This is a genomic window from Mucilaginibacter sp. (assembly GCF_028288105.1).
In the GTDB taxonomy this organism is placed as follows: Bacteria; Bacteroidota; Bacteroidia; order Sphingobacteriales; family Sphingobacteriaceae; genus Mucilaginibacter.
In genome coordinates this window covers 1-14409 of the sequence record NZ_JAQBOI010000203.1, presented here as the reverse complement: position 1 = coordinate 14409, position 14409 = coordinate 1, and the positions used below count along the sequence as shown (strand labels likewise).

General features: G+C 42.3%; 9 protein-coding genes. All 9 read left to right on the top strand.

Annotation, left to right across the window (positions count from 1 at the left end):
* Positions 1–1891: RagB/SusD family nutrient uptake outer membrane protein (locus JWQ85_RS13875; protein WP_367186214.1), on the top strand; the 1891-nt coding region annotated here is incomplete at its 5' end.
* Positions 1892–1946: 55 nt separating this feature from the next.
* On the top strand, positions 1947–3179 hold the full coding sequence (locus JWQ85_RS13870) for a DUF4959 domain-containing protein (protein WP_299468928.1): 1233 nt from the start codon (positions 1947–1949) through the stop codon (positions 3177–3179).
* A gap of 28 nt (positions 3180–3207) precedes the next feature.
* Positions 3208–4407, top strand: coding sequence for a DUF4998 domain-containing protein (locus JWQ85_RS13865; protein ID WP_299468926.1), 1200 nt, complete (start codon positions 3208–3210; stop codon positions 4405–4407).
* 123 nt (positions 4408–4530) lie between these two features.
* Positions 4531–5550, top strand: coding sequence for an aldose epimerase family protein (locus JWQ85_RS13860; protein WP_299468924.1), 1020 nt, complete (start codon positions 4531–4533; stop codon positions 5548–5550).
* A gap of 1 nt (position 5551) precedes the next feature.
* Positions 5552–7522, top strand: a complete 1971-nt coding sequence (locus JWQ85_RS13855; protein WP_299468922.1) for a glycoside hydrolase family 97 protein — start codon at positions 5552–5554, stop codon at positions 7520–7522.
* Positions 7523–7606: 84 nt separating this feature from the next.
* Positions 7607–8953, top strand: coding sequence for a sugar porter family MFS transporter (locus JWQ85_RS13850; RefSeq protein ID WP_299468920.1), 1347 nt, complete (start codon positions 7607–7609; stop codon positions 8951–8953).
* Positions 8954–9003: 50 nt separating this feature from the next.
* Positions 9004–12345: a DUF5107 domain-containing protein gene (locus JWQ85_RS13845; RefSeq protein WP_299468919.1), complete on the top strand. Its 3342-nt coding sequence runs from the start codon at positions 9004–9006 to the stop codon at positions 12343–12345.
* Positions 12346–12643: 298 nt separating this feature from the next.
* Positions 12644–14008 (top strand): S41 family peptidase, encoded by a 1365-nt coding sequence (locus JWQ85_RS13840; protein ID WP_299468917.1) that lies wholly within the window; start codon positions 12644–12646, stop codon positions 14006–14008.
* Positions 14009–14138: 130 nt separating this feature from the next.
* Positions 14139–14409, top strand: a 271-nt coding sequence (locus tag JWQ85_RS13835) for a sigma factor (RefSeq protein ID WP_299468915.1), incomplete at its 3' end; no start/stop codon positions are given.

The following is a 14409-nucleotide window of genomic DNA, read 5'->3' as shown; positions in this document are numbered from 1 at the left end:
AATTTGCTTAGCCGTACTGTGTATGTTAAGCATATCTTGTAAAAAATACCTCGATGTAACCCCTGATAATGTAGGCACAATTGATTATGCTTTCAGGAACCGCAACGAGGCCGAAAATTTTCTGTTCACCTGCTACTCAACCATGCAGCAAATGTATGAGGTTACGGGCAATGCAGGGTTTACCGGATCGGCAGAAATTGTTTATCCAAATGATTTAAATGACCACCCCATAAATGAATCTGGCTTTAACCTGATTAGAGGTACCCAGAATACGGGTTCGCCTGCTCTTAACTTTTGGGATGGCGAAAACAACGGGATAGCGCTTTTTAATGCCTTAAGAAGATGCAACACCATGCTCGAAAACATTGATAAGCCTATTGACCTTAGCGCTACCGAAAAAAAGAGATGGATAGCCGAGGTGAAGTTTTTGAAAGCCTATTATCATTATTACCTGATAAGGATGTATGGCCCAATGTTATTAATTAAGGAGAACTTTCCAATTAGTGCATCGGCCGAGGAGGTAAAACGTAAAAGAAGTTCTACAGATGAAGGTTTTAATTACGTTGTTTCACTAATAGATGAGGCCATACCAGACCTGCCCCCGGTAATTCAGAACCAGGCTAAAGAGTTGGGTAGGATAACCAAGGTGATAGCACTGTCTGTAAAGGCCGAAATATTGGCTACCGCGGCAAGCCCCTTATTTAATGGTAACCCCGATTATGCAGGATATAAAGATAATGACGGTAAAGCGCTTTTCTCGGCTACTTATGACCCCAGCAAATGGAAAAAAGCAGCGGATGCCTGTAAAGAAGCTTTAACCGAAGCCGAGGCGCAGGGTTTAAAACTATATACTTTTTCGCCGCCTGCCAACATCAGCAACATATCAGATCAGCTTAAAAATGTATTAACCATACAGGCAACTGTTACCGATAAATGGGAAACTAACCCCGAGCTGATCTGGGCTTTCAATTACAATTTCCGTTACCAGGGGTATACCATTCCAAGGCTAACTTCAAAAGCAGTTGCTATTTCGTCTTCTTATCCATCAACATTCGCGGTGCCCATTGGTACAGCCGAGTTGTTTTATACAAAGAACGGCGTTCCAATTAATGAAGATAAAACCTGGGATTATGCTAACCGTAACACCGTACAAACCGGCGACGATGAAAATAAGTATTATATAAAAAACGGCTATCAAACCGCTAAAACCAACTTTGCCCGCGAAACAAGGTTCTACGCTGATCTGGGTTTCGACGGTGGTATTTGGTTTGGTAATGGCGTGCTCGATCAAAACAACCCGTTATATGTGCAGGCTCGTGGTAATACAGCGCTGGCAGGGCCTAAAAGCCTTACTTCGACAAATATTACCGGCTATTGGCCTAAAAAATTAGCCAACTATCTTTCTATTTACGATGAGAGTTTCCAGTCGATAGATTATCACTTGCCTGTGATACGCCTTGCCGGTTTATATCTTTTATATGCCGAAACATTGAATGAAGCGGATGGGCCAACTGCCGAAGTTTATACTTACATAGATAAAGTAAGAACAAGGGCCGGTTTACCCGGTGTGATGGAGTCATGGAATAATTTTTCAAAAACGCCGGGTAAAGCTTCAAGTAAAGAAGGCTTGCGCCAGATAATACACCAGGAAAGAAGAATTGAGCTTTGTTTTGAAGGCCAAGCCGGCTGGGACCTGCGCCGTTGGAAAGAACTGCAGGAGGTATTGAGCAAACCCGTACAGGGCTGGAATATTTATGAAAGTAACCCGGTTAATTATTACAGGCCTCAAACCCTTTTTGTACCGCTATTTGGTATAAAAGATTACCTGTGGCCTATAAAAACCAATGATATTATCGTAAATAATAACCTTAGCCAAAATCCATATTGGTAGCACCGGGAAGGTCTTATAAAAGCATTTAATGATTAATATATTCAAAATATACATTATGAAAAAAATTGATAACCGTAAACGCCTTGCCTGGGTTATGCTGGCCCCGGTTTTGATAATGGCTCTTTTTTCGGCCTGCAAAAAGCAGGAATCGAATATAGAGGTGGTATCTAACGATAAAACCAAACCCGGTGTTGTCACCGATATTAAGGTTAAGAATTTTAATGGCGGGGCTTATATAACCTATAAGCTGCCAGCATCAGCAAACCTGCTGTATGTACTGGCCGATTATAAAATAAACGACAAAAGGTCGAGGCAAACAAAAGCCAGTTATTACACCGATACCATTATGGTTGATGGCTTTGCACAAACAAAAGAATATCAGGTTACCTTATATGCGGTGAGCAGGGCAAATATTAAATCAGACCCGGTAGTGGTAACTGTTCACCCGGATTTGCCGGAGTATTTACTGGTGAATTCCGGGCTGGCATTAACGCCTGATTTTGGGGGTGTAAACGTATTTGGGCTTAATAAAACCAATGCGCCCGTTGCTATCCATATTATATCGCCAAACGCTGTAACAGGTAAGTATGACGAGAAAGAGCCGCAATATGTAAGCGCAGATACAGTGAATTTTTCTGTAAGGGGTTATCAGGATAACCCTGTTAAGTTTGGCGTATTTACTTCAGATAAATATGGTAACTACTCCGATACCTTATTTACCACACTAACACCGTTCCGTGAGGTGCCGCTTGATAAAACTAAGTTTTATAATTACCACTTACCAAGCGATAGCCCCATAGGTTATGGCTGGGAATTTCATTACTTTTTTGATGGTAATACCGGCGACCCGGGATGGCACACTGTGCCTGGTGGTTCACCTATAATACAAGGTACGTTTGGTTTGGGTGTAAAGGCACAGTTAAGCCGGTTTACCCTATGGGAAAGGGTTAGCGGGGCTTATGGTTATGCCGATGCAAAACGCTTTACTTTATGGGGATCTGATAAAGATGCACCACAGGATATCCCTTTACCAAATAACAGCGCGGTAGGTACCGTAATAGGTGATTGGGTTAATATGGGAAGTTACAACTTCCCCAATCCGCCATCGGGTCTTCCTCCTAATCAGGTAAATGCGCAGGATATCAGTTTTGTGGCTAATGGGGTAGATTTTAACGTGAGTATTAATGCGCCGCCCACAAAGTTTATACGCTTTGTTATTAACCAAACCTGGGGCGGTGTGGATTATGGAAACACAATGGAGATCTCCTTATTCGGCAACCCATTATAATAGTAGACAGTTATTTAAATTAAAGAAAATGAAAATCAATTATAAAGCTGCTGTTTTCCTTTTAATGGTATTCGCAATAGTAGGCTGCAGAAAATATAGTGATGATTACAAAGCCTTTTTAGATAATCGCGAGGTTATTTACCCCGGCCTGGTAACTAATTCCAACTACAATACGGGTAATTTAAGGGTCCAGTTATTTTGGAACCCAAGCCCCGATCCCAGCATTACCAAATATAGCCTTACCTGGAACAATGGTGCCGACTCCATGATTGTTAATGCAACAACGCACGACCCTAAGGATACCATGAAAGTTATCATACCCGGGCTTAAAGAATATGTTTATTCTTTTAAAGTTGTTGCATTTGATGCAAGTGGTAACCGTTCTGTAGGGCAGGAAATAAACAATGTACGTGTTTATGGCGGGGTTTATCAGGCAACGTTACTTAACCGTTCCTATAGCCTGGTTAACCCTTATGTGCTAAATGGCGATGGCTCCATTACTGTTAATTTTGAGAAAGCAGATAGCACTAACATATCAACCACGGTGCAGTACACAGATAATAATGGCGAGGTTAAAGAGGGGCATGTTAAAAAGAAGGCTAATTCTGTTACCCTGCCAAATTACAAAGCAGGGTCGCTGATACAGTACAAGTCATACTATCTGCCGCAGCAAAATTCAATAGACTCGTTTGCTGTTGCTGCTTTTGATGATGTACCGCTGCTTTGCGATAAATCTTTGTTTTCGCCGCTTCGCCTTCCAACAGATATAGGATCTGCCTATGGCTGGGAGCTTCAGTATCTTTGGGATAACAGTTTAAATGAACCCGGCTTTCACACACCCGGACAGTCGTTCCCCTTCTGGTTCTCGTTGGATATGGGAGCCCAGGCATCACTTACCGGGTTTAAGATCTATCAAAGGATGGGCGGATCGTTGTACAATGCAGGTAACGCCAAAAAATTCGAGGTATGGGGAAGTAACAGCCCTGCAGGAGATGGGAGTTTTGACAGCTGGGTGAAAATTGGCACCTATACATCTGTAAAACCTTCTAACAAGCCTGTTGGTGACAACACCCAGGAAGATATTGATTTTGCTGCCGCGGGTGAATACTTTGCTATTCCGGGGGGCGCACCTGCGGTAAGATACATCAGGATAAAAGTTTTGGATACCTGGAGCGGCAGCGCTTATTTCCACGCCCTTGAACTTAACTTTTACAAGCAGAATAAATAATACAGAGACGAGATATTACAAGGTATGTCTGCCGGTAAACAGGATAGGCATATCTTGTAATTATTATGAGAACAATGCGCTAATTTTAACAATTAGGCAAAGGCAAAATTAAAACACATTAAATTGAGTAAAATTTCATTCGAAGTTTGGGGTGTAGATAATGGCAGGGTTATTTACCTGTTTAAAATTGAAAATGCTTCCGGGGCGTATGCCGAGCTTACCAATTACGGGGCAACATTGGTTTCGGTTAATGTTCCGGATAGGGATGGTAAAATAGGAAACGTTATCCTGGGCTATCCATCGCTTGATGGTTACCTTAACGATAGCTGTTACATCGGCTCAACCATAGGCCGCTTTGCCAACAGGATAGCTCATGCGGAATTCGAGCTTAATGGTGTAAGCTATCAGTTAGAAAATAACGATGGTGTAAACAGCAATCATTCCGGCTCATCCGGCTTTAATTATAAAGTATTTGGCTACACCATTACCGGCGACGAACTTGTTTTTGATTTATTAAGTGAGGATGGCGATGGTGGATTCCCCGGCAGCCTGAATTTAAAGGTCAGCTATCGGTGGACAGAAGATAACGAACTGCTGATAAATTATTACGCGGTTACAGATAAAACTACCATTGCTAATTTTACAAACCATGCGTACTTCAACCTAAACCCTAACGCGGGTAATATTCTTAACCACAAACTCACCATAAACGCCGATCTTATAGTAAAGGCAACGGCAGATCATATCCCTACCGGGCTAATTGCCCCGGCCGGTAAATTTGCGTTCGATAAGCAAAAGATAAAAGAAAAGGTTACCATTCCTGATGGAATTAACACCTGCTATGTGATTAACCAGCAAGTGGAAGAAGCACAAATGCCGGCTTGTGTTTTATCCGAAGAAACATCGGGCAGAGTGATGACAGTTTTTACCACTTACCCCGGCGTTATGTTATACACAGGCGATTATTTGAAGAGCAATACCCCCGGCAGCAACGGCAAAAACCATGAACCATTTGATGGCCTTTGCCTGGAATGCCAGTTTTTCCCCGATAGCCCAAATCATCCGCACTTCCCGTCAACAGTTTTAAACCCCGGCGAAACCTATCAACACAATATCACCTATAAATTTAGTATCACAGCTTAACATGAAATTTAAAATTCTATTAATATCCGTATGCCTTATCCTTTTAAAGCTAACCTGCCAGGCATCGCCAAAAGACTATACCATAACATCGCCCAATGCTAAACTTAAAATGCAGGTTAGGGTAGATGATAGCATCACTTATTCCGTTTATTTGAATAATAATATTTTAATAACCCCTTCTGCAATTGGTATGACCCTGCAGGGGAACGTATTAGGGAACGCCGCCAAAGTATCGGGCACTAAATCAAAAACAGTAAACAATACTTTGCATCCATTATACGGTAAAGAAGCAATACTAACCGATAATTACAACGAACTGGTAATTAATTTTGAAGGCAATTATTCATTAGTGCTTAGGGCTTATAACGAAGGGGTAGCTTATCGTTTTGTTACCAATTTTAACGAACCTATAATTGTGGTGAACGAAAAAGCGCAGTTCAATTTTAGTGGTTCGCCAGAGGTTGTATTTCCCGAAACGGATAACTACACCGTGTGGGAAGTGCCCTATGTCAGCTATAATTCTATAACTGCTATAGGCGAAGGTAAAAAGGCCATTACGCCAACGCTTTTCTCTTATCCGCAATCAAAAACAAGGGTGATCGTAGCAGAAGCCGACTTGCTGAACTATCCGGGTATGTATGTGAAAAAACAAAATGGCAAATTAGTAGGCAACTGGTCAAAATATCCGGCCGAAATTAAAATGGGTAGCTGGGGCGATTTTGTGATGCAGGTTGCAAAAACCAAAGATTATATCTCAGAAACTGACGGCAGCAGGGCTTTCCCTTGGCGGGTTATCATCGCTACTGATGATGATAAAACATTATTAAATAATCAGCTGGTATATAAATTAGCCACACCTGCAAAGCTTACCAATACCGCATGGATAAAACCCGGTAAAGCGGCATGGGAGTGGTGGCACGATGCTATGTTGCCCGGTTCATCTGTACCATCGGGAATGGGTAACAGAAATACAAAGCTGTACAAGTACTATATTGATTTTGCCGCTAACAACAACTTGCAATACCTGATGATAGACGCGGGCTGGTCTGATAATTACGATCTGCTAAAAGTGAATCCTAAAGTAGATGTCAAGGAATTGATAGCTTATGGCAAATCAAAAAATGTGGGTGTTTTTTTATGGTGTGTAGCCAGTACTTTAATCAAAAACCTGGATGCTAACCTCGATTTTTTGCAGTCGATAGGCGCGGTAGGTGTAAAGGTTGATTTTTTTGACAGGGACGACCAGTCTGCCATTGCCCTATTTGAAGAGATAGCCAAAGCCTCGGCAGAAAGAAACCTGATGGTGAATTTTCATGGCTGCAGTAAACCTACCGGCTTGCAAAGGGCATATCCAAATATTGTAAACTATGAAGCGGTACGAGGCGCCGAGTGTTCCAAGTGGGATTACTCCGCCAATCCGGATCATCACCTGCTTATCCCTTTTATCCGCATGATTGCCGGCCCAATGGATTATACACCGGGATCCATGAGGAACAGATCGAAAGAAGGCTTTAAGCCTGTTGACCCGGGATTACCTTCCAGCCAGGGTACCCGCTGCCACGAGCTGGCTATGTTTGTGGTGTATGATCAACCGTTGGCCATGCTTTCAGATTCGCCTACCGAATACGAGAAATATCCTGATATTATGAAATTCCTGGGTGCGGTGCCAACCGTATTTGAAGAAACCAAAGTGTTGGATGCAAAAGTAGGCGAGTATGCGGTGATGGCTAAAAAGCAAGGCAATACCTGGTTTATTGGCGCCATGACCAATTGGGAAGCCAGAACTGTAGAACTTGATTTTTCTTTTTTAAAGAATGATAAAACCTACACAGTCGACTTATACACAGATGCTTCAAATGCCAATACAAATGCCGAACATTACGAGCACAAAACAATACAGGTAACCAAAAAAACTAAATTACAGTTATCATTGGCAAAAGGTGGCGGCGCAGTGGCTTACCTTAAAATGTGATAGTAAAATAATCCATGTTTAAAGTAACTATGTCCATTCCCGGAATAGGGAAATTTATTGAATTTTAAAATCCAAACAAACCAAATGAACCCAACAGCCGAAACATTTAATAGTAAGTATATTATTGGCATTTCCTTTATCTCTGCCCTGGGCGGATATCTGTTTGGATTTGACTTCGCCGTAATATCGGGCGCGTTGCCATTCCTTAGGGAACAATTTATGCTAAATGCCTGGTGGGAAGGGTTTTTAACCGGATCGCTGGCATTAGGTTGTATAGTTGGCTGCCTGGTAGCTGGTAAATTAGCCGATAAATACGGCAGGCGCCCGGGCCTGATGCTGGCTGCCTTCATTTTCGCGGTTTCATCCATCGGCATAGCGCTTTCATCGGGCTTAACTTATTTTGTTATCATGCGCTTTGCCGCAGGTATTGGCGTAGGTATGGCATCTATGTTGTGTCCAATGTACATTGCCGAGATTTCTCCTGCCAAAGTTAGGGGGCGCAATGTGGCCATTAACCAGCTTACTGTAGTAATTGGCATTTTGATAACCAACCTGGTCAATTATTTTCTTGCAGATACCGGTCCCGATGCCTGGCGATGGATGTTCGGGCTTGGGGTTGTGCCTTCTGTGGTATTTCTTGTGGGCGTGATATGGCTTCCCGAAAGCCCTCGGTGGCTGTTAAAAGACGGCCAGCATGATAAGGCCAAAATTGTATTGGATAAAATAGGTTCGCCGGCATTTGTTGAAACCACCTTAACAGCTATCAACAAATCACTGGCAGGCAATCAGAAACAATCTTATAAAGCCGTATTTGAAAAGAGCGTGCGCCCGGCTGTATTGGTGGGTGTTACCTTAGCCGTGTTTCAGCAGTTTTGCGGTATCAACGTGGTATTCAACTACACATCAACCATTTTCGAATCGGTAGGTGCCAGTCTGGACAGGCAATTATTTGAAACTGTAACCATAGGTGTAGTAAACCTTGTTTTCACCCTTTTTGCCATGTGGCAGGTAGATAAACTTGGCCGGAGGCCGTTAATGCTTTTCGGTTCACTGGGCCTTTCTGTGGTGTATATTATACTGGCGTTTATGTTGCAAAACCATTATCCTGCAGGTATGGTGTCAATTTTTGTACTGCTTGCTATAAGTATGTATGCTATATCGCTGGCCCCGGTTACCTGGGTGCTTATATCAGAAATTTTCCCCAATCATATTCGCGGTGTAGCATCGTCGGTGGCTATAGTTGCCTTGTGGGGAGCTTATTTTATACTGGTATTAACCTTCCCAACATTAGCAAAAGTGTTAGGTACTTACGGCCCTTTTTATCTATATGCCGCAATATGCTTTCTTGGCTTCCTGTTTGTTAAATTTAAGGTGAAAGAAACCAAAGGCCAAACGCTTGAAGAACTGGAAGATAATTTAATTAGACACTAATAACCATAGCCTTTACCGGCCTTGATTACTAATAATATAAATAGAGATTGATGAAAAATTCGTTTGTAAACGTATGGGAAGAAATAGTTACCATACCTACCTATGGAATCGGAAAGCCCGATAAGAACCCGATGTTTTTTGAGAAACGGATCTATCAGGGCAGCAGTGGCGTGGTATATCCAAACCCCATTATTGAAAAAATATACGACGAGAAGGAAGACAAGCAATACAACGGTTTATTCCTGGAGAACGAGTACATCAAGCTCATGATATTGCCCGAACTGGGCGGCCGTATTCAAATGGCGTACGACAAAATAAAAGAACGTCATTTTATCTATTATAACCAGGTCATAAAACCAGCATTGGTTGGCTTAACTGGTCCGTGGATCTCGGGCGGTATCGAATTTAACTGGCCGCAGCATCATCGCCCCAGCACATTCGACCCTATAGATTTTAAAATAGAAGAAAATGCCGACGGCAGCAAAACCGTATGGGTGAATGAAATTGAGCAGATGTTCCACACCAAGGGCATGGCGGGTTTTACCCTGCACCCGGGCAAGGCATACATCGAAATAAAGGCGAAACTATTTAACCGTTCAGAACTGCCGCAAACCTTTTTATGGTGGGCAAACCCGGCGGTTAAGGTTAACGATTATTACCAGTCTGTTTTCCCACCGGATGTTAACGCGGTTTTTGATCATGGTAAGCGCGATGTATCTACCTTCCCTATAGCTACAGGAACTTATTACAAGGTTGATTATGCGCCCGGAACAGATATTTCCATGTATAAGAATATCCCTGTTCCTACGTCTTATATGGCCATAAATTCCGACTATGATTTTGTGGGTGGTTACGAGCATGATAGTCAGGGCGGCTTATTGCATGTGGCCAACCATCATGTATCGCCCGGCAAAAAACAATGGACATGGGGGCATAGCGATTTCGGTTTGGCGTGGGACAGGAACCTGACCGACGAAGACGGGCCATATATTGAACTGATGACCGGTATGTTTACCGATAATCAGCCCGATTTTACCTGGTTAATGCCGAATGAGGAAAAGACATTCACCCAATATTTTCTGCCATATCAGCAACTGGGTGTAGTTAAAAACGCTACTAAAGATATTTTGGTGGCAATTGATAAAGATGGCGATAAACTGGTGCTGAAGGTATACGTAACCTCGGTGCAAACCGGTATCCATATCGATCTGACTTACAATGGCAGGGTGCTGCTAAGCGATAAGGTAGATATAGACCCCACGCAGGTTTACATAAAAGAAATTACCGGCGCGAAGAATATTAATGAGGAAGAGATCTTATTGATATTATCAAATACGGCAGGCAAAGAACTAATCAGGTATCAGCCTGCACTAAACCGTAAGAATGATATCCCTGAGCCGGCCAAACCCGCTGTTGAACCAAACGAGGTAGAAAATAACGAGCAGTTGTTTCTTACAGGTCAGCATTTAGAGCAGTATCGCCACGCAACTTACAGCCCTGTACCATATTACGAAAAAGCTTTACAACGCGATCCGAAAGACATCCGCTGTAATAATGCGCTTGGTTTATGGTATTTGCGCCGCGGTCAGTTCGCAAAAAGCGAAGCCTATTTTAATGCCGCGATAGCAACTATTATGCAACGTAACCCTAACCCGTACGATACCGAACCCTATTACAATTTAGGCTTGTGCCTAAAATATTTAGACGGGACGGACGAAGCCTACAAAGCATTTTATAAAGCCACCTGGGGTAAAACCTTTAAGGATAGCGGCTTTTTTGCCGTAGCTCAAATTGATATGCAACGTGGCAATCACGAGCTGGCTTTAGAATATATTAACCAGGCTATTGACAGCAATGCCGCTAACAGCAAAGCCTATGTAATTAAAGCTGTCGCTTACCATAAGCTGGGCCAACCCGAAAAGGCTATAGCCGTTTGTAACCAGGCTTTAGAGCGCGATGGATTTAACCTTGGGGCCTTATATGAACTGTCACAATCCAGTAGATTATTGGAGCAAAATGAAGAAGCTGATAACGCCATTGCTACGTTAATAAAACTTTCAAGAGGGTACGAGCAAAATTATATAGAATATGCCATTGATTACGCAACAGCGGGCCTTTACAGCGAAGCTGCCGATCTGCTGAATTACGCTGTAAAAACCACCGGGACAAACCCTTTAGTGTATTACTATTTGGGATGGTTGAACCACAAATTGCAAAATGAACAGGCAGCTCAAGAATGGTTTAAAAAGGCTGAAGCTGCCGACCCATACCTGTGTTTCCCAAATCGTTTGGAAGAAATTAAAGTGCTGCAATGCGCTATAGAGTTAAATCCTTCGGATGCTAAAGCACCCTATTATTTGGGTAATTTATTTTACGATAAAAGGCAATATACCGATGCAATAACTTATTGGGAACTTTCGGCTAAACTGGATGACAGCTTCCCAACTGTTTTAAGAAATTTGGGTATAGCCAGCTTCAATAAGTTGAATGATGCGGATAAGGCTTTGCATTATTACGAAAAAGCTTTCGCATTGGATACTACCGATGCCCGGATATTGATGGAGTTGGATCAGCTTTACAAACGATTGAATAAAACGCCGCAAGACCGTAACCGGTTCCTGAATGAACACTTGGAAACCGCCCTGCAAAGAGATGATATTTACCTGGAACGAGTGGCTATGCTTAACTTTTTAGGTGAGCACCAGGCAGCGTTTGATCTGGTAACCAACAGGCAGTTTCACCCATGGGAGGGCGGAGAAGGTAAAGCGTCCGGGCAGTATGTTCATAGCCTTGTACACCTTGCACAAAACCATATCAACAAGGGCAATTTTAACGAAGCGATATCCCTGCTCCAACAAGCACAAAGCTATCCCCATAACCTGGGAGAAGGTAAGCTTTTTGGTGCGCAGGAAAATGATATTTATTATTGGTTGGGTGTAGCTTATGATGGGTTAAAAGATCCGGAAAATGCAAAGCAATCCTATCTAAAGGCTACTGTTGGACTTGACGAACCATCGGCAGCCATGTTTTATAATGATCAGCCGCCGCATAAGATCTTTTACCAGGGCCTTGCCTGGAAAAAATTGGCTAATGAAGCCAATGCATCAGCCATATTTAACAAGCTGGTAAGTTATGGCGAGAAACATATTAACGACGAAATAAAAGTAGACTACTTCGCCGTATCCCTACCAAACCTGCTGATATTTGAAGATGATCTGAACCTGCGCAACAAAGCTCACTGCTTATTTATACAAGGATTGGGGTATTTGGGCCTGGAAAAAATAGCTGAGGCTAAAGCTGCCTTTTTAAAGGTGTTGGAAATTGATGCGGAACATTTAGGTGCAAGGGCTCATCTGGATACGGCACTGCAGTTAAATTCCGTATTAAATTAGCACCAGGATCAAAATTAGATCGTATTTTACTAAACAACAAAGCCTTTCGGATACACTGAAAGGCTTTGTTGTTTCCAGTTTCGCTGGCCGTAAGTGTTTTCAAATCATTAAACTTATATTAACTTTGTAAAATCCTCGAAAGAATTTTCAAGGAATTTTTATTAATAAAAGGGGAGAAGTCGGTTGGGAAGCCGGCTTCTCGTGTTATAATAAATCCTTATCTGCTAAATGATAATTCAAAAATAATATAGACTTAACCTCTTCCTTATATCTTCACTTTTTAAATTATCCCTGTGGAATGCAGAATTTAAAAAGAATAAAAAAGCTCACCGGTAAACATTTTTGCATCTACCTGATGCTCTTACTTGCATTTCAAAGCGGGTGTAAAAAGGAACGCGACCCCACATTTGATATAGGAAGCACTGGGTATATCAATAAATGGGTAATGGATAGTATGAAAGTTTATTATTACTGGAATACTACGCTACCTAAAAATCCAAATTACAATCAACAACCGCTTGGGTTTTTTGCTTCCATTAAAAATGGGGCCGACCGATTTTCTCAATTACTCAACCCCGATGTGCCCGAGAGTTATCCCCGTACGCTTTATTCTGATTTTGGGGTTGATCTGGTAACTATTAACACCGGAGGTACTGAACAAACGATACTCAGGCTGGTAGTACCCGGATCTGATGGTTTCCAGGCAGGTCTTAAACGGGGCGATAGGATACTTGCCATTAACGGAGAGGTTGTTAATTCAACAAACGTAAACGCTTTAAGCGAAGCAAGTTTAAAAAAAGGCAGTATAACCCTTCAAATAGAAGGCAAAGCAGAACCGTGCCTTATAAATGGATACCTGAAACCTAATCCTGTATATACTACACAGGTATGGGAAAGAAACGGGAAAAAGATAGGCTACATTTTTTTTAATAATTTTGATATTAAAGCATTGCCAAAGCTTAAAGAGGTGTTTGCCGGTTTCCAGAGCCAGCAGGTAAGCGAGCTTATCCTTGATATGCGTTATAATACGGGCGGTGAGGTATCAGTTGCCGCCGCCCTTGCCGCGATGATAACCCGGTCAACAGAGGGGACTACCTTTTTAGAGTACCGGGGCAATGCCAATGCAGGTATACAACGGCACAGTTTCGGTAATGAGATAAGTAAGCTATTTACGCCGGTTAATTATAGTCAGTATTCCGGGTTACGGCTTAATATAAACCGTTTATTCATCCTTGCCGGAAAGCACACTGCCTCGGCAGCGGAGCTGTTGGCAAATAACCTACCACCGCATATAACAACTATACGAATTGGCGAGCCAACCATGGGAAAAGATATGGCGGAATTTGAAATTAAAGATTACCGCGATCCTAACCTTGTTAAAAACTGGGTGCTTTGGCCGCTGGTATTTAAAGTATATAATTCGGCGGGTAAAGGTGATTATTCCGCGGGTCTTCCTCCCGATATCGCGGCAGATGAATTAAGCAGGTTACCCCTGAAAGAATTAGGCGATCCTGATGAAACCCTAACCCGGTTAGCAATCGCGCAAATAACGGGCATAGCAGTAACTTCCCGGACGCTTTCTCTTAATGAAACTCCCAAAAAGCTGTATGATTCACGGGATAAGGAAGACGCCATGGTAACCCCTATACGGGTTAGAAGGTAAAAAGACTGCTTCATACCGTTTTATCAACAACTGTTTAAACACGGGTTTTTATTTAATGAATATTTAATACACCCTGTTGTTTGCCTTAACATGGGAGTTCTTTATTTGTCTTGGTTTAAAACCTTTGCTTATGCTTGGTCAGGATATTATTCAGAACTTTACAGAAGGGGATCCGGAGGCTTTTAAGAAAGTATATTCTATATTTTATAAGCAAATCTACAGCTATTGTTATCGTTATAGCCTTTCCAGAGAAAACGCTGAGGAGCTTACGCATGACATATTTCTTCACTTGTGGAATACGCGTGCTTATGTTAAACCCGAGCAAGGGATTAAAGGGTATTTGCTAACGGTATCTAAAAATATAGTTTTTACCTGGCTGAGAAATATCTCCCGAAAGAAAA